24 protein-coding genes are annotated in these 22,859 nt (G+C 36.8%); 21 read left to right on the top strand and 3 right to left on the bottom strand.

Annotation, left to right across the window (positions count from 1 at the left end; translation table 11 throughout):
* Positions 1 to 45 precede the first annotated feature (45 nt).
* From O1A01_RS03700 to cyoE, 8 genes are all read left to right on the top strand, one after another.
* A complete protein-coding gene (locus O1A01_RS03700) occupies positions 46 to 555 on the top strand; it encodes an RNA polymerase sigma factor (protein ID WP_270065580.1) in 510 nt (169 codons plus the stop codon).
* A complete protein-coding gene (locus O1A01_RS03705; protein WP_270065581.1) occupies positions 545 to 1,777 on the top strand; it encodes a hypothetical protein in 1,233 nt (410 codons plus the stop codon). Before O1A01_RS03700 ends, O1A01_RS03705 begins: the two co-directional genes overlap by 11 nt.
* A 378-nt stretch (positions 1,778 to 2,155) precedes the next feature.
* A complete protein-coding gene (locus O1A01_RS03710; RefSeq protein WP_270065582.1) occupies positions 2,156 to 2,323 on the top strand; it encodes a hypothetical protein in 168 nt (55 codons plus the stop codon).
* Positions 2,324 to 2,336: 13 nt separating this feature from the next.
* Positions 2,337 to 2,798 (top strand): cytochrome c oxidase subunit II, encoded by a 462-nt coding sequence (locus O1A01_RS03715; RefSeq protein ID WP_270065583.1) that lies wholly within the window; start codon positions 2,337 to 2,339, stop codon positions 2,796 to 2,798.
* A 13-nt stretch (positions 2,799 to 2,811) separates the two neighbouring features.
* Positions 2,812 to 4,506, top strand: a complete 1,695-nt coding sequence (locus tag O1A01_RS03720) for a cbb3-type cytochrome c oxidase subunit I (protein WP_270065584.1) — start codon at positions 2,812 to 2,814, stop codon at positions 4,504 to 4,506.
* A gap of 94 nt (positions 4,507 to 4,600) precedes the next feature.
* Positions 4,601 to 5,236: an SCO family protein gene (locus tag O1A01_RS03725; RefSeq protein ID WP_270065585.1), complete on the top strand. Its 636-nt coding sequence runs from the start codon at positions 4,601 to 4,603 to the stop codon at positions 5,234 to 5,236.
* Complete coding sequence (locus O1A01_RS03730; RefSeq protein ID WP_270065586.1) at positions 5,233 to 5,793, top strand: hypothetical protein; 561 nt, start codon at positions 5,233 to 5,235, stop codon at positions 5,791 to 5,793. The genes O1A01_RS03725 and O1A01_RS03730 overlap by 4 nt, the downstream gene beginning before the upstream one ends.
* A gap of 20 nt (positions 5,794 to 5,813) precedes the next feature.
* Positions 5,814 to 6,725 (top strand): heme o synthase, encoded by a 912-nt coding sequence (gene cyoE / locus O1A01_RS03735; RefSeq protein WP_270066367.1) that lies wholly within the window; start codon positions 5,814 to 5,816, stop codon positions 6,723 to 6,725.
* Between the two features lie 57 nt (positions 6,726 to 6,782).
* Here cyoE and O1A01_RS03740 read toward each other — a convergent pair whose 3' ends face one another.
* The gene (locus tag O1A01_RS03740; RefSeq protein ID WP_270065587.1) at positions 6,783 to 7,220 is read right to left on the bottom strand and encodes an Rrf2 family transcriptional regulator; all 438 of its coding nucleotides are present in this window, start codon (positions 7,218 to 7,220) and stop codon (positions 6,783 to 6,785) included.
* 193 nt (positions 7,221 to 7,413) lie between these two features.
* On the opposite strand from O1A01_RS03740, the gene O1A01_RS03745 reads away from it, so the two are divergent.
* The 3 genes from O1A01_RS03745 (at position 7,414) to O1A01_RS03755 (ending at position 10,426) form a co-directional block, all read left to right on the top strand.
* Positions 7,414 to 8,052, top strand: a complete 639-nt coding sequence (locus O1A01_RS03745) for an NAD(P)-dependent oxidoreductase (RefSeq protein ID WP_066416305.1) — start codon at positions 7,414 to 7,416, stop codon at positions 8,050 to 8,052.
* 481 nt (positions 8,053 to 8,533) lie between these two features.
* Positions 8,534 to 8,935, top strand: coding sequence for a PH domain-containing protein (locus O1A01_RS03750; protein ID WP_270065588.1), 402 nt, complete (start codon positions 8,534 to 8,536; stop codon positions 8,933 to 8,935).
* Between the two features lie 489 nt (positions 8,936 to 9,424).
* A complete protein-coding gene (locus O1A01_RS03755) occupies positions 9,425 to 10,426 on the top strand; it encodes a 3'-5' exoribonuclease YhaM family protein (protein WP_066416312.1) in 1,002 nt (333 codons plus the stop codon).
* A gap of 282 nt (positions 10,427 to 10,708) precedes the next feature.
* Here the strand turns inward: O1A01_RS03755 and O1A01_RS03760 are convergent, their stop codons facing one another.
* Entirely contained in the window at positions 10,709 to 11,713 is a 1,005-nt protein-coding gene (locus O1A01_RS03760) for a DUF3231 family protein (RefSeq protein ID WP_270065589.1), read from the bottom strand.
* A gap of 164 nt (positions 11,714 to 11,877) precedes the next feature.
* Here O1A01_RS03760 and O1A01_RS03765 point away from each other — a divergent pair, with 164 nt between their 5' ends.
* Positions 11,878 to 12,588 carry a DUF421 domain-containing protein gene (locus O1A01_RS03765; RefSeq protein WP_270065590.1) on the top strand — a complete coding sequence of 237 codons (711 nt, stop codon included), beginning with the start codon at positions 11,878 to 11,880 and terminating at the stop codon, positions 12,586 to 12,588.
* A 32-nt stretch (positions 12,589 to 12,620) separates the two neighbouring features.
* On the opposite strand, the gene O1A01_RS03770 is transcribed toward O1A01_RS03765, so the two are convergent.
* The gene (locus O1A01_RS03770) at positions 12,621 to 13,463 is read right to left on the bottom strand and encodes a DUF1259 domain-containing protein (RefSeq protein ID WP_270065591.1); all 843 of its coding nucleotides are present in this window, start codon (positions 13,461 to 13,463) and stop codon (positions 12,621 to 12,623) included.
* Positions 13,464 to 13,859: 396 nt separating this feature from the next.
* Here O1A01_RS03770 and O1A01_RS03775 point away from each other — a divergent pair, with 396 nt between their 5' ends.
* The 9 genes from O1A01_RS03775 (at position 13,860) to O1A01_RS03815 (ending at position 22,673) form a co-directional block, all read left to right on the top strand.
* Positions 13,860 to 14,825, top strand: a complete 966-nt coding sequence (locus tag O1A01_RS03775) for a tRNA dihydrouridine synthase (protein ID WP_270065592.1) — start codon at positions 13,860 to 13,862, stop codon at positions 14,823 to 14,825.
* A 190-nt stretch (positions 14,826 to 15,015) separates the two neighbouring features.
* The gene (locus O1A01_RS03780) at positions 15,016 to 15,168 is read left to right on the top strand and encodes a hypothetical protein (RefSeq protein WP_157076653.1); all 153 of its coding nucleotides are present in this window, start codon (positions 15,016 to 15,018) and stop codon (positions 15,166 to 15,168) included.
* A gap of 432 nt (positions 15,169 to 15,600) precedes the next feature.
* Positions 15,601 to 15,978, top strand: a complete 378-nt coding sequence (locus tag O1A01_RS03785) for a lactococcin 972 family bacteriocin (RefSeq protein WP_066416321.1) — start codon at positions 15,601 to 15,603, stop codon at positions 15,976 to 15,978.
* A gap of 856 nt (positions 15,979 to 16,834) precedes the next feature.
* Positions 16,835 to 17,530 (top strand): ABC transporter ATP-binding protein, encoded by a 696-nt coding sequence (locus O1A01_RS03790; protein ID WP_066416324.1) that lies wholly within the window; start codon positions 16,835 to 16,837, stop codon positions 17,528 to 17,530.
* Positions 17,527 to 17,880 carry a hypothetical protein gene (locus O1A01_RS03795; RefSeq protein ID WP_066416325.1) on the top strand — a complete coding sequence of 118 codons (354 nt, stop codon included), beginning with the start codon at positions 17,527 to 17,529 and terminating at the stop codon, positions 17,878 to 17,880. Before O1A01_RS03790 ends, O1A01_RS03795 begins: the two co-directional genes overlap by 4 nt.
* 338 nt (positions 17,881 to 18,218) lie before the next feature.
* Positions 18,219 to 20,192, top strand: a complete 1,974-nt coding sequence (locus tag O1A01_RS03800; protein WP_270065593.1) for a hypothetical protein — start codon at positions 18,219 to 18,221, stop codon at positions 20,190 to 20,192.
* 447 nt (positions 20,193 to 20,639) lie between these two features.
* Positions 20,640 to 21,236: a 50S ribosomal protein L25 gene (locus O1A01_RS03805; RefSeq protein WP_066416327.1), complete on the top strand. Its 597-nt coding sequence runs from the start codon at positions 20,640 to 20,642 to the stop codon at positions 21,234 to 21,236.
* Between the two features lie 484 nt (positions 21,237 to 21,720).
* Positions 21,721 to 22,296: a helix-turn-helix domain-containing protein gene (locus O1A01_RS03810; RefSeq protein WP_066416329.1), complete on the top strand. Its 576-nt coding sequence runs from the start codon at positions 21,721 to 21,723 to the stop codon at positions 22,294 to 22,296.
* Positions 22,297 to 22,442: 146 nt separating this feature from the next.
* The gene (locus tag O1A01_RS03815; protein WP_066416343.1) at positions 22,443 to 22,673 is read left to right on the top strand and encodes a hypothetical protein; all 231 of its coding nucleotides are present in this window, start codon (positions 22,443 to 22,445) and stop codon (positions 22,671 to 22,673) included.
* The last annotated feature ends 186 nt before the right edge of the window (positions 22,674 to 22,859 follow it).

The following is a 22,859-nucleotide window of genomic DNA, read 5'->3' on the forward strand; positions in this document are numbered from 1 at the left end:
ATTAATACGACTAATTACTGAATGAAAACATTGGGGGAGAAATGGATGGACAGTGATAAAATTTCCGAATGGTTCTATCAATACAGCAAAGATATATACCATTTCTTGTTATATTATGTCGGGTCAGGAGATATAGATGACTTAGTTCAAGAAGTGTTCATTCGTGCTATTAAAAGCTTCGATACATATCAATCAAAGTCTAGCGAGAAAACGTGGTTATTCTCGATTGCACGAAATGTAGGCATCGATGAGATTAGAAGAAGAAAACGGGCGAGAATGAAAACGGTGCTGGGGCTCAAGAGTTTTGAACAAAAAGAAGAGCCAACGCCAGAACTAATGCTTAAATGGAGTGAAAATAATCGCGATTTATATAAAGTAATTAATTCGTTGAAGTCTAACTATCGAGACGTCATTATTCTCCGAGCGCTTAAAGAATTATCTGTTCCAGAAACAGCAGACATTTTAAACTGGAATGAAAATAAGGTGCGTATTACGTATCATCGGGCGTTAAAAGCTTTAAAGGATAAGAGGGAGGACATTAAATATGAAAGATAATGAATGGAAAAATCCATTAATTGATGAGCTGAAGTCTCTTCCTAAACCAGACTATGAACACGAGTTTGATGAACAGAAACAAGATCAAATACACGAAACTTTGATGAAATTCTCCAATAGCTATAAAAGAAAGAAAAAGAGCAGGGAAAGATGGAAAAGGATATCCGTTGGTTTTGCAAGCATTGCCGCATTAATACTCTTTATTGTCGTTTTTATTCCATTTCATAATGAATCAAACAATGCAAACGTTGCTGATATAGAATCATTTGAACAATTTTTTCACCAAAAAATGAAGGAAATGAATAAGGGAGAACAAGACTTTTCGTATTCTCTTATTCATTCAGAGTTAAATGCGGTTCATCGTAATGACGCTATTGCTATTTTTACAGAAAATAAAAATAGTAGTGAAACGATTTATATTGCCTACTTTGAAAAACAGACTAATCAATGGGAGTGGATTCAAACAAGAGGTGCTCAGTGGGATTCTCCTGTAAATTGGTCAAGCATGAACTCAATACCATATATTTATTCAGGACTAATAAATGACCTTTCTATTCTAGAAGTGTATGCTGGCGACGTACAAGCAAAAATAATTACAATAGAAGGAGACAAAAGGTTTTGGTATGCTGTTAGCCCGATAGAAGAAGTAGAAGTGATGTTCGTGACGGAGGATGGAAAGGAGAAAATACCTCATACGGAACTAGAAGGATTACAAGATTCTCCGGAATATTTAGCTGAGGATTCTAGGGAATTATCAATGCAAGATTCTGAGACTGCTTATGAAATAGTTGTGAATGCACTAACCGATTATTATCGTGCGATTTGGAGCGGCTCGGATATCGAATTGAGTGCTTTTATGGAAAATGAAAATCTTATCCAGTACACGGAAAAGAAAATTCAATCCGAACGTAAAGTGTACATTACCGAAGAGGTCAATGTGGAGATTGGAGCTTGGGAAGTGGACTATGTGGATGACGAGCATGGAGGCTTTCTCTATTTTAAAATACCTGCAGAAATTTTTAAAGATATAGGTAGTTACGCGGAAGTTACTGAGTTTCTTGTTCGTAATGTAAACGGAAAGTTAGTAATCGTTGATTGGTACACTGGTGCAAAAGATAGTTATGATTTTCTAGTGCGTGGAGAAAACGAAACGATTGATAAGCCTAATATTTGGGATGATTCAGAATGGGTACAGCATGTAGTTAGGAAACAAAATGAATAGTAGGCTCAAGCGCAATTCTTTTTTATTACAGGGTAGATAAATACTGAGAAGAAAAACACCATTTGAGAACTTATTATAGTACAAATTTAAAAGACGACTACCATTCATTTTGAATGAAAGTCGTCTTTTTAGGTTGGTTTCGTATCGTTCGCAGTGATGCTTGTCGCACTTTAATAGGCGGCTATAGTTGATAATCGTGAAAAATGTGAACAAATCGTGAAGGGGTATTTACGTGTTTTCCATTTGGAACTGTTGAAAAACCTTGGTATTACTGGTGTCATGGCAATTTATATTTTTTTACAGCTGTGATTCGAATCACTACACTGATAATAATTCCCAATTATGATTGAAGTATGAAAACAAAAGGGGGGGTCCTTAATGAAAGCCTCAAATTTAAAGGCTCAAGAAGAAGTGAATCTGGAAAATGAACATGTTAGCAAGCAAGCTTCAACTAGGATTGGAACATGGATTTCAGTAGGAGTAGTTTTTGCAGTTATATTGGTTACTTATTTTATTATATACGGACTATATATGGATCGATTATAAGGAGGGGAAAAGCATGCATCTTGATGAAAAGATATGGCTTACATTAAGTTTTGGAATGATTATGGTTTTTATGTTACTAACAGGTTATCAAACATTTGCTTTAGGAATGGGGCCGCCAAGTCATAATGAAACAATTGACCCTCAGAAAGTGGATGAAATAGCTCCTTTTAATGAACCAGGGCTTAAGCAAATTGGTGAAAACGAATATGAACTTGTCATGACGTTGCAATTATTCAGTTTTACTCCGATGGAAGTTGAAATTCCAGCAGGTGCAACCGTGCATTTCACTTTAACATCAAAGGATGTCGTTCATGGATTTCAAATTGCCGATACAAACGTTAACGCAATGGTTATGCCAGGCCATATCCAAAAAATATCACAAAAATTTGATGAGCCAGGTGAGTATTTAGTTATATGTAACGAATATTGCGGTGTAGGTCACCAATTTATGAGTACGACTATAACAGTGAAATAAGGAGGGAAGTTCCGTGGGAGCAGTTGCAGAAAAAAGAAATAGTACAGCATTTAGGGATAGTGCCAATAAAGCTCTTGGTTTAAATCCACAGGATGCTAATATATCAAAAGCCTATTTATTAGTTGGTTTTATCGCATTACTTCTAGGTGGGTTAATGGGAGTAATACAAGGTTTAAACAGAGCCGGTGTCCTTGAACTACCAACATGGCTTAATTATTATCAAATCTTAACAGCACATGGATTGCTTTTAGTTGTCGTCATGTCATCCTTCATCACGATTGGTTACTTTTACGCAGGTTTTTCACATACGTTAGGAGGACTTCTTCCAAAGGTTAGAAAGATGGCATGGATAGGGTTCGGGTTGAAGATCTTTGGATTTGTGTTAGTTGTCATCCCTGTGTTAATGAATGAAGCATCTGTTATGTACACATTTTATCCACCAATGGCGGCACACCCTATGTTTTATTTTGGGCTCGTATTTATTGTGTTAGGTGTTTGGATGCTTGCAGCTGGAGCATTTGTTAATGTGGCAAATTGGAGAAAAAATAACAAAGGACAGCATCTTCCTATTCTTGCGTTCTTTGGGACGGGTGTATTTGTTCTGTTAGTAGGAGCAACAGCTTTTGTTGCAGTGGAAGTTATCTTTATGATTATACCTTGGACACTAGGATGGGTAGATGGCATAAACGTCATGGTTTCTCGTACACTCTTCTGGGCTTTTGGACATACAGCAGTTAACATTTGGTATTTAACAGCCGTTTCTGCATGGTATGTTATTATACCGAAGATTATTGGCGGAACACGCTTTAATGACTATTTAACACGCGTTGTCGTAATAGCTTTAGTTATCATGAATATTACTGGTGGATTCCACCATCAAATTATTGACCCTGGTATTTCGTTGTCCATTAAATACATGCACGTTTTTATGAGTTTAGCAATCGGATTCCCATCTTTAATGACTGCTTATGCAATGTTTAGAGTATTTGAACGTACTGGTAGAAGAAAAGGTGGAAAAGGAGCACTCGGTTGGTTGAGAAAATTACCTTGGGGTGATGTGCGTTTCTTAGCTCCATTTATTGCAATGGCTGCCTTTATTCCAGCTGGAGCAGGTGGTATTGTTCAAAGCACGAACCAATTAAACCAAGTTGCACATAATACGATGTGGGTTGTAGGGCATTTCCATTTAACACTAGGAATGACAGTCGTAATGACATTCTTCGGTATTAGTTACTGGTTAGTTCCGCTTGTATTTAAGAGAGTATTAACTCCAGCGATGAATAAAGTTGGTGTTATTCAAACCATTCTTTGGACGATTGGTATGACAATAATGGCATTTTCTATGCATGCTGTTGGATTATTTGGTTCTCCAAGAAGAACATCTTTCACAACATATGGTGATTTCTCCACCTCATTAGGTTGGGATCCATACATGGCAGCCATTGGTGTCGGCGCTGTAATATTAGCAATTGCGGGTGTTCTTCAAATTTATGCTGTATTCCATATGATGTTCTTTGCACCAAAAGGTAAAACAGAATTCCCGATTGCGGATATAGAGCCAGACGAAGCTCCAACTCCATATTTTACAGAGCGCTGGGGAATATGGGTAGTGCTCATGTTAATCTTAGTGGCAATGGCATATGTCCCACCACTTATCGATATGATTGTCAATGCACCGCCAGGCTCACCGCCATTCAAAACTTGGTAAAGTTATTTTTTAAAAAAAGAGATAGCTCGGATGACTGGGCTATCTCTTTATGCTTATAGTAATCATTCAATCTATCATGTGAGAGGTGGTCTCAATGTTTAAAAACCGGGAAAATATAATCTCACTACTAATCGTTTTATTGTTTGGTTGTATTTTGTTTTTTATAGGGACGGATGGGTTTACAGCATATACGGCTGAGACGGCTAGAGTGAATCAACTACTTAAGGAAAAACCTACTTTTCCTGATGTCATTTTAGAGGATAGTAAAGGGAGAGAGTATTCTTTTACAGAGTTTGAGAATAAGTATGTTTTTATTACGTTTATCTATACAGGTTGTGCAACGGTTTGCCCGCAATTAGAATTTAATATGGGGCAAGTATATAAATTACTTCCGAAAAAATATATTGGAGAAGATATCGTATTCTTAAGTATAAGTTTTGATCCAGAGCGTGATGACCCAGCTACGTTAGAAAGGTATCAGAACGCTTTCGGTGCCGATGGAGAAACGTGGAGAATGGCAAGGATTGTTGACCAAGATGAACTGAGCTCGTTGTTAGAGAAATTCGGGGTCATTGTCATTCCTGATGGATTAGGGAACTTTACCCATAATTCAGCCTTTTACTTAGTTGATAAAAAAGGAAAATTAGTGGAAGTGATGGACTTTACAGAAGTCGAGGCAGCGGTAGAAAAAGTGGAAAGTATTCTTAATGGCGAGCAGGTGAGGGAATGAGGACGCAATTTATATATGGTCTATTATTATATATTTTCTTAAATTTGCCGCCTGTTGCTAATTTAGTAGAATCTATCATGATTACCCATATGCATATGCAAATGCCGTTACTAGTCATTTCAGGTTTTTTAATGGGAGGTATCCTTCTAAAGCGTTACCCTCGTTTTTTGGGGAAATGGAATAACAATGGGATACCAGGAATTACGTTATTCTTGATTATTATTATTTATTGGACGATCCCTCGAACAATGGACGAGGCGTTGACCTTACAAAGTATACAAGCTTGGAAATTTATTAGTTTACCATTTTTAGCAGGGATTCCGCTTAGAGATAGCTGGAAAAAACTAAGTAAGGCTGGGAAAAATATTATTATCGTTATTTTTACGGTTAAGTATTTTGGGATGGGAGCTTTATATATATGGGCAGAAGATCAGTTATGCAACAACTATCTCATCATAGAACAATTAACACTCGGCTGGGGCTTCATTACGACAGCTATCTGTTTAGTCATTTATTTAATTTATGTTTTTACAGTAGATCCAACCAAATATGAATAGATAGGAGGTGTTTTCATATGATGGCATCTCAAGAAAAGACAGGAAAAGTACTGGACGTACCACATGTTACGAATCTTGTCACTGATGTAAAATCTCTTTTTAAAGGATTAGTTCTACTATCCAATGTTTTGCCTGTGTTTACTGGTCTATGGTTGGCGTTGTATTTCACGAATGCTTCCTTCCTTGATCATTTAGGTGTTGTTCTACTAACTCTAATTGGCAGTACATTGGTGATGGGTGGTGCTTTAGTACTGAACAACTGGTACGATGCTGATATTGATTCTGTGATGGAAAGGACGAAAAATCGTCCGACTGTTACTGGTACGATGTCGTTAAAGTTTGTGCTGTTGTTAGGAATTGCCTTATCTGTAGTCGGGATTGTCTTGTTGTTATTTACAACGATGGAAGCTGTCATTTATACCTTCATTGGCTGGTTCACTTATGTTTTCTTGTATACGATGTGGGCGAAGCGAAGATATGCTTTTAATACCGTCGTCGGAAGTGTTTCCGGGGCAGTTACACCGTTAATTGGTTGGTCAGCGTTAGATTCTAGCTTTCATTTAGTACCTATCATTCTATTTCTCATTCTATTTATTTGGCAAATGCCACATACGTTTGCGATTGCTATTAAGAAATTAGATGAGTATAAAGCAGCAGGTGTAGCGATACTTCCTGTTGTGCGAGGAATTAATCATACAAAGTGGCAGAATCTTTTTTATATCGTTTGTTTGTTGCCACTACCATTTTACTTAAATTCACTTGGTCCGACTTTTATTACTATTGCCACACTGTTTAATATTTTTTGGCTATTTTTTAGTGTGTATGGTTTTTTTATGAAAGACACCGTGAAATGGGCCCGGATTAATTTTATTTACTCAGTCAATTATATTGCTATTTTATATACCTTAATGATTGTAGTAACATTTTTTTGATTGGACGGCAGGGACAGCGTTCACTGTCCCACCATTTTTTACATATATTACTTACATTTATCGTTTAATTTCTCCTTTTTCGATAACACCCTTCACTACATCTTCAATAGTTACATTTTCGAGAACCTTCTCCATTGCTAGTTGTGCACTGAAAAAGAGAGGTTCAATCGCACCTTGAATATTTCTTCCAACGGCACAATCAGGATTTACATTTTCGTGAATACTAAATAGTTCGTTGTCCTTAACAACATTAACTGCTTTATAAACGTCAAGTAATGTGATCTCCGATAAATTTTTTGCGAGTGTTGCTCCTGCGATACCAGGTTGTACTTGAACTAATCCCGCTTTTTTAAGCATCCCGATAATTTTCCTGATGACAGCTGGGTTCGTGTTTACGCTTCGTGCTATAAATTCAGAGGAATTAACTCCATCTTTATTTATTTCAATTAAAGTTATTATATGAATACCGACGGAAAATCTACTACTAATAGACATTTTCAGTCACCCACCTTACTTTTTTTTACGAGATACATTCATCATGTAATTCAATTGGTTACAAGTCTATTATAACTTAAAAGGGTAAAAAAAATAAAAATGGTTTTGTTGACATCTAACTTAATTGTAACTAAAATGATTACAGGTAATCGAATTAATTACAAGTGAAATTTTTATATAGGAGGACTTTAAAATGAAAATTGGAATTATTGGTGCAAGTGGGAAAGTAGGCAGTCTTGTTTTGAAGGAAGCAGTTAGTCGAGGACATCAAGTAACTGCTATTGTAAGGGATAAGTCAAAACTAAAAGATACGAATGTAGAAGTGATGGAGAAGAATATCTTTGATCTTACACAAGAAGATGTAAAGCAGTTTGAAGTAGTTGTAAATGCTTTCGGTGCTCCACTTGGAGAAGAGCAAGCACATGTAGATGCTGGACATGCTTTAATTGAAGCTTTAAAAGGAACCGATACAAGAGGAATCATTGTCGGTGGTGCAGGAAGCCTTTATGTGGATGAAAATAAAACGGTTCAGTTAATTGATACACCTGAATTTCCAGATTTCGTGAAACCAACGGCGAAAGGTCAGGGGCGAAATTTACAAGAATTGCAGACAACAACAGGGATTACTTGGACATTTATCAGTCCGTCTGCCGTATTTGATGCGGAAGGAAAAAGAACTGGATCTTATCAGTCTGGAAAAGATCATCTTCTTGTCAATTCAAAGGGTGAAAGCTACATCAGTTATGCGGATTATGCGATTGCAGTTTTAGATGAAATTGAAAATCCACAGCATATAAACGAACGTTTTACTGTCGTGGGTGAAGCAGAATAAGTAGTGGTGAGATTTAAGAGGGCTTAATTTTTGGTTTGTAACGACTACTTTTGGAGTGGTTTCCAATGCTAATTAGTTAATGTTTTTAATAATTCCAGTATTTTTAAAAGGTAAAGCAATGTAATAAAAACCCAAGATTCTTAATGAATTTGAATCTTGGGTATTTTTATGTTCAGTTGTTTATAAAGTAGAATAGGAGGATAAGTTAGTAGTTTCTTTGTAATAAAAATGTAAAAAATTCCAATAAATGTGTGGACGAGGAACCTGTCCCTCTGTCCCATCCCGAAAATCATGAAGCGCCTAGTCTTATGTTAGCGGAGTAAGGTGGTTTGGTGAATAACAAGTGAAAAAGGATAATTATGACAAAAGTCCCTAGCCATTCATAGGACCCTTTTGCAATAATTAAAGAGGTATTAAGTGGTTTATGGATGATTACAAATAATTTTACATAATATCAATTTTTGGGGGAGAAGAATGTCTTATGTTTAATCGAAACGAGTATATGGACCAATTTTTAGATGAAATAATGGAGCCTGGTGAAGTAGAAAAACAGTATTTCTATGTGATGAGTTTTGCTCCGCTCACCAATTATTTGTTGTTTCAGGAATTTACGATGTTGCTGAACAAACACATGATCGTTGCTTTCACAAACAAACGAATATTAATTTGTGAAATGGATGGAACTACTGGAAAAATGACTGGAAATTTCCTGCCATTAGATTTACAGGACGTAAAGGAAATCTCTTTCAAACGAGGTTTGCTAAAAACAACAGTAAAAGTTACTTTTTCAGACGATTCCAAAATACAATTTAAGCCGAATAATGTTTGCGTAGGGTTATCTAATCATAAAAAGAATTTGTTGGCGTTGGCAGAAAGGTATTAATAAGGGGACATTCACGTAGATGATGAAGTTCATTTACTAGATTAAGTGTGAACGAGGGGAAGGTCATTCACGCTTAAAATGTGATATATTACCAGATGGCAATACGTCTTTAGCTGCCCAAATGATTGGTTTAAATGCAGTACGTTTTATTCAAAACAACCCTTGTCCGTATGTATGTAATGATGATGATTATTGGCCAATTAGCAATTAATTGGTCTATTTTTTGTTTAAAGGATAAGGTTTCAAAGGTTGGTCCAGTATGCTTTATTTAAAACAGGCAAGAAAGCTCCCTCTAAAAGCAGCCTATTAGGGCAGTAAGTGGGTGGAGAGTTCAATTAAGCCATATTAAAGTATAATAGCAATCAATAATTACTAAAATTTATCCTATCTAACCAATACTATGATATATACTTATGTAGAATGAAATAATAGGTTTGAATTTAAAGATTAACTTATGTAATAATTTATCTTCTATTAGGAGGACATAAAATGCCTGTTACATGTTTGTTAGAAGTTAGCCCTGGTAATTCCTTTGATGGTTTAGTTCTCATTAAAGCGGTTAAGTTAGAGAAAACGAAAAAAGGGGATCCATATCTAGACGTGACGATAGGGAAAAAGCATAAAGTAATCGAATGTAAGATTTGGAACAATGGTTTTGGTGGAAGAACAGTGGACGAGATGTTAACGATTTTCACTAACGGTGCAGTCTTACATGTAATCGGTAATGTGTCGGAATATAATGGGAAGGCTCAAATGACGATAAATGAATTCCGAGTCCCTAATAAAGGTGAAGTGAACATCAGTGATTATATAGAAATGGCACCAGAGTCTATTGATAGTATGGAAAACGAAATACTTGAGTTTATAGATGAAATTAAAATTCCTATTTTGCATCAAATCACTTTACAATTGTTTGAGGAGAATAAAAAATACTTCATGACTCATGTCGCTGCAGTGAAGATGCATCATAATTTTCGATCTGGACTTGCCTATCATACCCTATCACTTCTTCGTATATGTAAAAGCATTTGCGATCAGTATGGTGAAGTAATAGATCGCAGTAAAATGTATGCGGCCCTCACACTTCATGATATGGGGAAAATAGTGGAGATGTCTCGTGATTTCACTGCTCCAGAATATACACTTTACGGAAAGTTCCTAGGACATATTCAAATAGTTAACCAAATGATAGACCGTAAGTTAGTGTCGATACGAAATGAACGAACGGTTTCAAAAGAAGAAGTTACGATTGTATACGAACTAATGAACATTATATCAAGTCATCACGGTCCTCTTAGTAACGGATGGGGAAGTACGGCTGAACCTATTACGTTAGAAGCACACCTTTGTCATATGATTGATAATATTGACGCTAAAATCAATATGATAACAAAGGCAACAGAAGATATGCAGGAAGGTGATGTTCAAAAAGTTTGGGGACTTGGCAATATATATAAGCCAAGTACATTAAAAAGTTCAGTTTCGGAATGAATACTGGAAGGTAGTTGGCAAGAGTGGGAAGTTTGTGAATTAGAAGTGGAGCAAGAGAACTGAAATTCGTCTATACAAATATTGATTGAAATGACTAGTAAAAAACCCAAATGAAACAGTTCTGACTTTGGTTGGGCTTCGGGAGATGATAGAGAAAAGAGGCGGGAATATCCACTCTTTTCTCTTTTTTAATTTACAGGTAAAAATAGAAATCTATCTGTGGTATAAACTTGAATTCCTTCCAATAACTGTGTGGACGAGGGACCTGTCCCTCTGTCCCATTTATTTTTGTTTTGCACTTTCTGTTCTATTTGGTGCAAGTGGGGGTTGTTCTAGCCATTTATTTTTCGCCATAATGTCAAACCAATTTTTTGTTACCTTTAGATTTTGTAAAATGATGGATTCGTAAGTAGCCACAAGATCTGCTCTCATCGATGAAGCAAGGCCTGCACCATGATAATTTTGTGCTGCCTGAAACAAGAATCCTATGTGATACATTAATAATTTATCGGAAAATGGAGAGTCCGTCGAAACTGTAACTTCTGTTTCTAACGATTTAGGAACTGGTAAATTATCTGCCTGCATTAATTTAGCTAAAGCTTTAATTTGTCCATCAGCAGTTTTCTCAGAGTGGGTTAAAAATTTTCTAACTTCTTCCGATTCTGCCACTTGGCTAAATGCAATGGAAAGGGTTTTAGCTAGAATACCTTTCTTAATGTTAAAAGAAATACTAATAATTTCTGTCGCTGCAAGTTTTCTACCTTTACCAATAAAACCGTCTATAAAATCTTTACTTGAAAGAAATTGAGTTTGGTTTTGTGGATAAAATAGCGGGTCTCTCTGAAAAAGGCCTTTTTCAAGCAATAGCTCAATCGTTCGATGATACATATTTTTCGCATCATTATCGCAAGAATCGTAAAAATCCCTTAAGTCTTTTCTTACAGAAATACTGAACGCAGTAATATGCCCTAATAATCCATGTAATGTCATGATATGTAAATAATTCAAGCAAAAAGCATCTGTAAACAATCTCGGTTTTCCTGAATACAGGTCTGTTTCAGTAAATCCAATTGGAACAGGAAATCCCTCATTCTCCATAAACGTTTTAATTTGTTTCTTTTGTTTTTCAAATGTCTGAATGGCATCATTAAAAATCGCTTTTATTTCTTCATCTTCAATAATGGAGTGCATATATCTATTCACTACATCTGTCGCAGTACCGTCAATATATTCCGCCCATAAGGAACCTATTTCAGAAGATGTAAGTTTTAATTTTTCTGTGTCCATGTCTTCACCTCGCAATTATTATTTCCGTATTTCAGAATAGTTATGATATTCATAGTTTAAAATGTGAGAAGAGAGAGTTTTATTTTGGTGTAAACATTGCGTTTACTTTAGGAAAGAAAAAGAATGCGATAATTTATTTAGATTAGATTTACTGAGGTGAGAAAATGCCTGAACATATTGAAGTCATTTTGAGATCCATTACTTCATTCAGTCTTTTATTAATCGGAGCAAGAATATTAGGTAAGCAAACGATTTCACAAATGACAATGTTTGATTTTGTTGCAACCATTACGTTAGGAGCCATCGCCGCAAATTTGGCCTTTAATACTTCTATTAAAGTGCATCATACTATTATTGCTTTTACGATCTATGTGGCAATCATTTTTTTGACGGCTCTAATTTCATTGAAAAATAGAAAAGGTAGGAAGATTCTAGCTGGTGATCCTACAATTGTGATACAGAATGGAAAAGTATTAGAAGGAAACATGAAAAAAATGCGTTATACGTTGGATTATTTAAATCAACAATTAAGGGAAAGAGATGTTTTTAACATTGAAGAAGTTCTATTTGCAATCGTTGAGACGAATGGAACGTTAACAGTATTAAAGAAGCCACAATTTAGAAATGTAACAAGGCAGGACTTGATGCTTGCAGTAAAGCCAGAACAGAAATTACCGATAGAACTTATTATGGATGGAGAAGTAATCAAGGAGAATTTAGAACAAAATAATTTATCGTTTTCATGGCTACAATCAGAATTGAAAAAGCGTAATTTAACAAAAAAAGAGGTGGTTTATGCAGTTATGGCTGCTAATGGGAATTTGTATTTTGATACATTTAGGGACTATATTCATTCGCCAATTGATAAAGAATGAAGGGACGAAACAATCGCCCCATGAAGTGAAAACTATTTTCTAGCAAGCCCTCTTTCAAATGCTGCTAAATGGTTTACCGAGGCATTACGTAGTTGAGTAAAGACATTTCTTACATCAGTAGGAATGTTCATTGTTAAAAATTTGTCGTACATTGATATGTTTTCTATTTCTCCTTGAACACCTGCTGCATATGCAGCTTTTAAGTTATCAGGAGTAGTAACTAAGGATTGAGAAATATCTATAGGTAAAGGAACTTGATAACGTTCGAAAAGTGGTAACAAGGCACTTATATGTCTCATTTCTGCCTCTTTAATTTGTACAAATGTTCTTATGTTGCCAAAGGTTGCGATAATGTTATTATATCTTGCTTGGGCTAAATATTCGTCCTGAAGGGCGTAAGTCAACATTTGAGGTAAAGTAAGTGAAGGAGCGTTCAAAGCCCCTAAAGCGCCATAGTCTTCTAGTTGTCTATTGGTATTTGTAGTTTTGAAAACTTTAAATGCTTCTGCCACTTTCCGAGCAAAGTTTAAAGGTGGTTCCACGGATTGAAAGTGGACATAAAGAATGGTTGGCTCTGTGTATAGCCAATGATTATGAATGGCGCTGATGATTATACCATTTCTACTTAAACTATTAGTAAATGCCTGTATTTCTTCTTCGAGTATGACTGTTTCACCAAGATTAAGTGCATTACCTTCTTGATCTAACGATTCAAACGATACTTCTGCATGAAGCTCCCCACGACTAGGGCGATCTTGAATTGTAACCTTTAAATTTCGCTCTATTTCCACAGAGCAAACGCCGTTGTTAATTTTGGGAGTTTCTTTGAAGATTTGACCAAACTGTTGGCAAATTGTATCGACATTTTGCGGCATAACCATTCCCCTTTATTATTCATTTATATAACTTATGGATTGGGTTATAGTTTAGTAACTTGTATTGCATTACATGATTTTGTATAGGGTGAAAATGTTGACTATTAAAGGGAAAAAAATATTGCTATGTTTTTATACACTCCTTCACATGGAATAAGTTGAGTAATTGACGGATTTGTAATAGAAGATGTATACTAGCATTTATTAGTACGACCCTAAATTCGCAGAAAAAACATTTTTGCGTTTTCGGGGTCTTTTTCCTGTTACTATCCAACGAGCTCTTCAGAGTGGATTTTAACTTGAAGATTGTGAATGAAAAATAAACAATACCATTTGATATATATAGAAGATTTTCGAATATGGCCTAGTATCCTATAATGAGAGGATTTGAATAGAATGAAAGAAAACTTTTGGCGTGATTTACCACGACCTTTTTTTATATTAGCACCAATGGAAGATGTAACCGATGTTGTTTTCCGTCATGTAGTAAGTGAAGCGGGAAAACCGGATGTGTTTTTTACAGAGTTTACAAACAGCGAGAGTTATTGTCACCCTGATGGTATCCAAAGTGTACGTGGTCGGTTAACTTTTACAGAAGATGAACAACCGATTGTAGCACATATATGGGGAGACAAGCCTGAATACTTTCGCCAAATGAGTATTGGAATGGCGGAGCTTGGGTTTAAAGGTATAGATATAAATATGGGATGTCCTGTACCTAACGTGGCACGGCATGGGAAGGGAAGTGGCCTTATTCTTCGTCCAGAAGTTGCAGCAGAATTAATTCAAGCAGCAAAAGCAGGAGGACTGCCTGTTAGTGTTAAGACAAGGCTTGGATTCAAGGAAATAGACGAATGGCGCGAATGGCTGACACATATATTAAAACAAGATATTGCGAACCTTTCTATTCATCTGCGTACTAGAGAGGAAATGAGCAAAGTTGACGCCCATTGGGAGCTAATTCCTGAGATAAAGAAACTTCGTGACGAGATTGCTCCAGATACACTATTGACGATTAATGGAGATATACCAGATCGCCAAACGGGCTTGAAGCTTGTGAAGCAATATGGTGTGGATGGGGTTATGATTGGTCGCGGAATTTTCCATAATCCATTTGCTTTTGAAAAAGAGCCGAAAGAGCATAGCAGTAAGGAATTACTTGATCTTTTACGATTGCACCTCGATCTTTATGATAAATATTCAGATGTTACACTACGTTCATTCAAGACTCTTCATCGCTTTTTTAAGATATACGTCAAAGGTTTCCGAGGAGCGAGTGAACTAAGAAATCAGCTAATGAGCACAGAGTCAACAGATGAAGTGCGTGCAATGCTTGATAAGTTTGTGTTGGAAAATGATTAATAATATTCTATCTTATAGTTTTTATTAAAGGCTCTGTTTAGCAGGGTCTTTTCTTAATTTAACTAGGCTATAATTTGGTGAGAAAATAGAACTTCTCCAATTACCAAGCGATAATATTTTTAGTATGTGAATAGGAAATTTTGCGAATTATAATCACGATTAAAAAATCAACGTCAATTGGGGGATTGTAATGGAAAAAGAAAATAATGAATTACAGCAATCGATTAAAGATAATGAAACGTTAGAAATAAGTTCAACAGGTTATGGGTTAGAGTCGGTTTCACATGATGAAAAGGAAAATAAACAGGAAAATCAAAATCCGTCTAGTTGTGGAGGATTATGATTTTATACTCTTTTTGAATAACAGATAAATCTTTTAAGTTTATAATTGTGGTGTCCAAGAACGTCGTTACATCCAGTTCTTGGGCTTTTTTATGTGTTTTTATGATAGCAATAATTTATTTCCAAAAAATGTGTGGACGCGGAACCTGTCCCTCTGTCCACATCTAGAGAAAAAGTTTATGGTAATAATTTACTATAAAGATTAATAATCCATAATTTACCTACAAAATTAAAATAAATAGCTATTTATTTGGGAATAAGTTACTAATTTGTAAATAAGTAAATAACCTCATGAATAATTGGAATTATTAGACTATTATAAATTTGTGGAAGGGGTAAAGAATCCCTCCCGCATCGACATGGTAGGTGAGTTATACAAAGCGCTTGAAGGGTAAGTATTAAAAAACATTAGAAAGTTGAGGAGGAATGGAAAATGCAAAATCAATTGAAAAGGGAAAAGAAGAAACCGTTATTTCGTAAATTGAAACTTACGTTAGCTGCGTTGACATTGTCTGCTGCTTTTATTGGAGGTACAGCGATGCCTGCATTTGCTTGGGTGAATCCAGGTTGGCACTATCAGTACCCAACTGAGGGAGGAACATGGAGATATGGATTCGTGGACGCTGGGCTCCGTTCTCAGTATAACCATCCTTCAAAGGTACACGGCTCAACTGTTCAGAGGCTTATTGATGGTCAAGTGGTAAGTACTAATAGAAGCTTGGATACTCGTGCAGGTCAGTACTCATATGCCTATATTGGAACAATAAACTCACCAGGGCTTAAGGGTCGTTATTATTATCGAGTAAACTAATTTAGAAGATACAGCTTGGTTAAGTTTACTTAGTTTCAGATAGTACTAGAAAGTTCTGCTTTTTATTTGCGGTTTATTGTTGCTGTCATTTGCAAGTGGTCCATGCAATGCATAGAGACAAGCTATCCACCTATATTAATCGACCTATTTGATCGAGACTTTCTGCAGACAATTGGTGTCTAGAGAGTTAAAATCTACATTCTCTGCTCTAATTTTTAGTTAATAACATACATGGTCATAGGTTGGAGCAACTAAAGTATAAGCCTGTCTTACCGTAACCTACCATGTCGGTGCGGAAGTGGTTCTTTCCCTAAGTAGCAAATTACATCTAGCTTTTTACCTCATACATAAAATTTTTTCAAAAAAGATTTAAAATTAGTGTAACTTTTTCTCACTTTCAGTTGTTGATATTGTAGATAAGTAAAATAGGAGAACAAATAATCAAGTTACCACAAAGAGCGATCAAAAAGATCAACACATCCTATACAGCTTGTCTGATTAGGTACTGGTCATTATTTGATAACCTAATCATTTTTGCCCGGTACGGCAGATTGGTATTACTTATAGTAAAGCAAATGAAAGGGGAGAAAAAGTACTTGTGAAATTAAAAGAATGAATGTCTCCAACAAAGATGAGACACGTTGTCACGGTTCAAAAGTAAACTTCAACAAGCCATCTTAGATGAACGGCAATCCATTATCTTTAATGGTAATTATATAGGAAAAATTAATGGGAGGAATAAAAAAATGAGCAACTATTTTGGGGGAGGAAAGAGTAATCCCTTGGTTCGGACAAGTAAAATGGCACAAGCAGGTTTAGCTTTTTCTTCAAGATTCGAATGTAATGGGTGGTTCAAATGTTGATTCAAGCTAAAGGTATATCAGTAGCAATTGGAGGGCGTACAGTTCTTAATGATGAGAATGTTCGTTGCTCGCCTGGGAATATGACAGCTCTTGTTGGTCCAAGCGGATGTGGCAAGACCACTCTCCTGCACACTCTTGGACTGTTGCTCCCTGTAAATGAAGGACAGATACTGATAGATGGAAAGGACGTCACAAACTATAGTACTAAGGCACGGCGTAAATTTTGGCGTGATCATGCGGCATTTGTGCTCCAGGATTACGGGATTATGGATGAAGAGTCTGTTGCTTTCAATGTCACAATGAAATCGAGCATCTTAGGCCGGCGAATGAAGGGAAATCAAGAACGGTTGTCACAGGTACTTGAGCAGACGGGTCTTCCAGGTCGGGAGGATGAACTGGCTGGCCATCTAAGCGGTGGAGAGAAGCAGCGACTTGCACTAGCTCGTGCCATTTATAAAGACGCTTCTGTTCTGTTCGTCGATGAGCCCACTGCCTCGCTCGATGCCACTAACCGGGGAAAAGTAATCGATTTGTTTGCTGACTTCGCTGCACGTGGTAGTACGGTTATTGTGTCGACGCACGACTCTGAAATGATTAGTGCTTGTGACGCTAAACATGAGGTCGGATTAAAGAACTCGACCTATCACACGGGAATGAGGGAAAAAGCGGGAATAGGAGGGGCCATATGAAATCAAGCTCAAAAATAATGATTGGTGTTGTTTTCTTATTGTTAGTCGTACTAGCTTTTGCCCTTTTAAATGGATGGTTCCCAGTATCAAGGGATACGCATCCGCCATGTGAACAATTGCCGACCACGGCAGAAGCTACTTCGGCACTTGCTAGCAACGAAAGTCTTGCAGAGGAAATTAAAGCACTTGGAGATGGTATTACGGTGGAAGTAGGAAAACCGTGTAATGATGACCAAGAGCGAGGGTTGGTTCTAGTGAGCTATAGTACGAAATCCGAGCGTGACGCCATTTCCGACTTACTTAGCCGCCGCGAAGGGTTTGGGGTTCCGGTGCATCTTGTGAAGCGCTAATTCAAATATTGAGTAATCTTAATATAGTGGAATTAGTATTATCTTTTAACAAACTATTACTTACTTTCCACTTTCTTAAGTTAAAACTAACAATAACAGACTACGCCTAGGGCGAATAGCATTCACGGAATGTAGAACGTTTGCGAACAATAGCTAGGCGAATAAAAACGATAGAAAAGTAAAATGTTGACGAAATTATTCAAATGAATTAGGAGGATGAAGTAGAATGGAAAAACATAACCTGCTATTCCAGGCGATTTCCTCAGGTCTAGCTGTTACCGGTTATGGTCGCTGGGGATTAGCACGACTAACTCAAAATAAATGTTGGAGGGCAACTTGTGTATAAGCGTATTATAGTGGTTGTCGCAAGTGCGTTGTTTGGTCTCCTAGCACTATTAGCGGTGATCATTACGGACCTATATGATCGAGACTTTCCGCAGGCTATAGGCGTCGAAAGTAGACTTAGTATCAATTTTAGCGAATCTAATTTTTCTGTTACGGAAGCATTTGCAATGCTGGAGGAGCTGGATGCAAGTTTGGAGCTTGGTTTAGTGAAGGTCGCGCCGGACCTAGCTAGTGACGGTGAGGGACAAATGTTTGTAGCCCTAAATGAAGGAGAACTGCCCGAAGAATTTAGTTGGTTCGGTGGAGATGGTGTAGTGAAAATCGTCGGCAAGGATAGACTTTCCAACTCATATCCTGATGGTTTTTATCTAGTAACTGGAAAATATGCTAACTTAAGAGAATTTGAAGATACGTTGAAAAGTGCAGGCGTAAAGGTTGGTCGCGGAGATGCCTCAATTTTGGATAGTCTCTTTTTCGTAGTACAAGAAAGAGGCTTTACTGCTGCTGTTATTGCAGCGTTTGCGCTAATTATGGCACTAGCGCTGTTCTGGTTGTCCCTAAGGGCGCGAGGGCGTGCTCTTCGAGTACTCGGTGGATGTCCTACAGTGAGGATACAGATGCAGGACTTGGCCGGATTCGGCGGCACACTGTTCGTTTCGGCGGGCGCTGTATCGTTAATTGCGGCATTATATGTAGGTCTGTTTTATGGCTGGCTGTATGTTGGCACCTTCCTCAAAGTGCTTCTCAGCTTGCAAGTGGCAGTCATTACAGTTTCCCTTCTTGCAGCACTTATTATGTCAGCAACGGCTTGGCCTAGTGCCACCATGCTTGCAACAAGACAACCAGCTGTTAAGAGTCTGCGGTCGGCAGCGATGGTGATTCAGGCATTAACATTTCTACTGGTGGTGTCAGCGGCCGGCCCTGCTTGGTCTTCTTACAAACATTCTTCTGCAATGGCAGCGGAAATGGCGCAGTGGAAGCAACTAGCTGATCAAGTTGCTATTGTGTTCGCCACAGAAATTAACGAAATGGACAATTTGGAGCCACAAATAGGTGAGCTGGTGAAAGATGCAGAATCACTAGATGCAGTTGCTTTTTCGTATACCTATACAAAAGAAATGATAATGTCGGTCAACTTTGGAGAGTACTCTTCCGTCTCTTTTGTGAATGAGAATTGGCTCGATCTAGTGACGAAGGGAGTGTCACAACCGACTGTAACTTCGGTCCCACATGAAGATATTCCAAAAGAGCTTTTCCAAATGGTTCGAGAAGAGGCAGACTTCTTGTCTAGAGATGGAGTTTCCGAAGAATTGTTTTCACAGTTCCGGTTCCTACGCCCTGCCGATGGGTTTCGCCTACCGGTATCCCAGGGAGGAGGTGGCGAAAGACTTCTTTTTTCGGAAGATGTGCTTGTTGTCGTAGTGCCCTCGATTTATAACGTATATAATGATTCGGCATTAACATCAATGGCATCTACTAGTAACGTCGTGTTCTCCGGTGTGACAGCTACGCAACAATTGTTAGAACGACACGGACTCGACGTGCAGTCACTACGAGAAAGTGGTATGAAAGGTGAATTGAGGGTTGTTTACATTGCAGAGGAAGGGATTCTCCTTGCGCAATTCGCCGCATACGTTGTATGGTTGTTAAATCTTGCCCTAGTTGCCCTAGTTGTTGCCTTCTCTGTAGCAGCTGGAATTAGCGCACTGATCACAGCACTCCTTCAATCGAAGCGCGATTTCCCGTTGCGATTAGCAGGTCAATCATGGATAAGCATTCTTCAGAGGCGTATAGTCAAAGATTTATTTGCTGGAATCATTATCGTCGGGATTGTTGTTGTACTTCAAAAACCTGGTACGATGGGAGCTGTACTTGTAGCCGCCGCGTATGGTTTGCTTATAGTGCCGCTGAGCCATCTGTTTGCGACGCGTTGGTGTTTTAATGGTGTGAGTAGACGTCGGATTTGATTTTTACGGAGTAGGATGAGGGAACAGTGTAGCTAAGAAAATACTTTGCGGGATGCTAGAAGGGTATTGGGTCAAACTCGGAATCTATTAGGAAGACTAGTATTCAAAGTTGATGAAGAGCAATCTATAGTTTGGATTGACGGTATACCACGGGAATATGATTATTTGAACATATATTGTATTTGGTACCTACATCATTTTGTAGGTACCTTTTTAATGTGTAGAAAATAGATTATTAATCTAAAACAATTTAATTAAATTTATATACATAATATAGAAAAAATTACAGTAAATGCGTGGACAAGGAACCTGTCCCTCTGTCCCAAAATCAGATAATTTGAAAAAATATATTTTGTTGATATACTAGAGTGTAGTAAGAAAATATTTATATTTCTTACATATATTGTATGTGGAAGTCTCATATATTATTAGAAAGGTGGAAGCATAATGAATGCACTAGTGGCCCAAGAAAGGAATAATTTTAAGAGATCGGCATTGAAGAAGTTAAGAAATGATGGGGAAGTTCCTGCAGTTGTTTATGGAAGTGATGTTAAAACAAAATCTATTTCTATCAACAAGTCAGAGTTACTGAAAGCATTAAAGGTAGTTGGAAGAAATGGTATTTTCCCACTTAATCTTAATGGTAAGGTGAAAAACGTTATTTTAAGAGACTATCAAAATGATAGTGTAACGAGGGAAATCCTACATGTAGATTTTCTTCAAGTAGAGAAGGATACTGAAATCGATACCAAAGTTAGTGTAATATTAACGGGAACATCTATTGGAGAAAAATCTGGTGGAACCGTTAAACAATTTATTCATGAATTAGATGTAACAGCGAAGGCAAAAGATTTACCAGATGAAATTCAAATCGATATCACTGATTTTGATATTGGTCGTGCTGTTAAAGTAGGAGATATCAAAAAGGATTATAGTAACTGTACATTTAAGCATGAAGACCAAGAAACTGTTGCAATGGTTGATTATGTGAAAGCTCAAACAAGTGAAGAAGAAGAGGCTGAAGGTGAAGCAGTAGGTGTTTGACCTTAATGCGTGACACGAATCAATTTACCTTTATTTAATTATGTTGAGGCCAAAGATATACGAGAAAAACGGTTATTTGCCATTTATTTGGCGAATTGCTAAACCGCAATTTCCTTCAACTTTCTCCACACCATATGAAAAATATTACCCACTCTCATCTTTTGGGAATTTGGTGTAATAGTTGCCTCTAACTCTATCCCTAATATGAATCTGATTTTAAGTAGGATGAGAGTGAATAGCTAACATTTTGCTGAAAAAATTTTGCTTCTCATGAGTTTTTAACTCGTGGGAAGTTTTTTACTGAAGACGATGTTTTTACATAAAAAATTATTAGTGCTGTAGGTAAACGAGTGGAAAACTTAGTAAGCTTGTGGAAAGATTAGGTATGCTACGGAAAGTATCATAGATGTAAACAAAGGTTTCTAGAGTTTCTTAAGACCTAAATGATATAACTAGCTTAACAACCGATAAGGAGGAATAGTCAATGACATTAGGTGAAAAAATTAAGGATTATAGATTAAGAGCTAAATTATCCCAGGAGCAGTTAGCACATAAATTAAGTGTGTCGAGACAGGCAATAACAAAATGGGAAAATGATAAAGGAATGCCTGATATACAAAATTTACAATACTTAGCAAAATTATTTGATGTTAGTATTGATTCTTTAATTAATGATCCGGAAGACATCGCTACAATTGTAGTTAAAGAAGACATTAACATCGATTCGTACCAAATTAAAGGAAAGTGCCGTTCGAAATATGATGCAGTTGTTCATGAAAAATATCAGCAAGCAAAAGCAATATTTCCTTTAATAAGAAGAAAAAAGTTGAATTTTGCACAAGAAGTCGTTGATTTTATCGTCCAGCCAGGCGTTTTACATACGGCTGATGCGTTTAATGACATGTCATCGTATTATCTCGTGGAAGATACTAATAAGCAATTATTAGTTCAAGTTACTAAGAATACAATAGAGGGAAGAGAACTAACAAAGAGGTTTGAAGGTAAAAAAATGGTTGTCGATGGCCATCTATACAGAAAAGCTACATATCAAATTTTGTAATTAGAAAGATAAACCTTGTTGCAGCTCAGTTAGATTAGGAAAGCCCTATAACCATTTCTTTTAAGCTATAAAATTTCCTTTAAGATGCTGTTACTGGAACGTATTAGTCTTATGATTTTATATTAGAGGATAAAAGGAGGAGTTTTATGAAGCGACTAATTCGTGCTATTAAGGCGAATTATGAATTTTACGTAGACGTATATGAAAGGATATGGGGAAGTGGAAATACACAATACGAACAACAACAAAAGGAAGAGAAGAAAATTAATGATTCAAAAATAATACCTTTCGATCCCAAGAGGGCGTCTAAGAGAAATAAATTTAATAATGTTCGGGATGTAACGAAAGAGTATGATAAGAAAAATCAAATTAAGTGATTGCAGGGACAGGATTGCACACACATATTAGTAAGTTGAAAGCTTTGTAGTGTGAATTATTAGCTTAGTGAGTTCAGCCAGGTATATTAAATAATATATGTTTTTGTAATGATATAAACACCTTTTATACGTTTTAAGAGGTGTTTAAAATAAAATATCTCGAATTCGAGGTATTTTTCTTGAAAA

This window comes from Sutcliffiella sp. NC1 (genome assembly GCF_027594365.1).
In the GTDB taxonomy this organism is placed as follows: Bacteria; Bacillota; Bacilli; order Bacillales; family Bacillaceae_I; genus Sutcliffiella; species Sutcliffiella cohnii.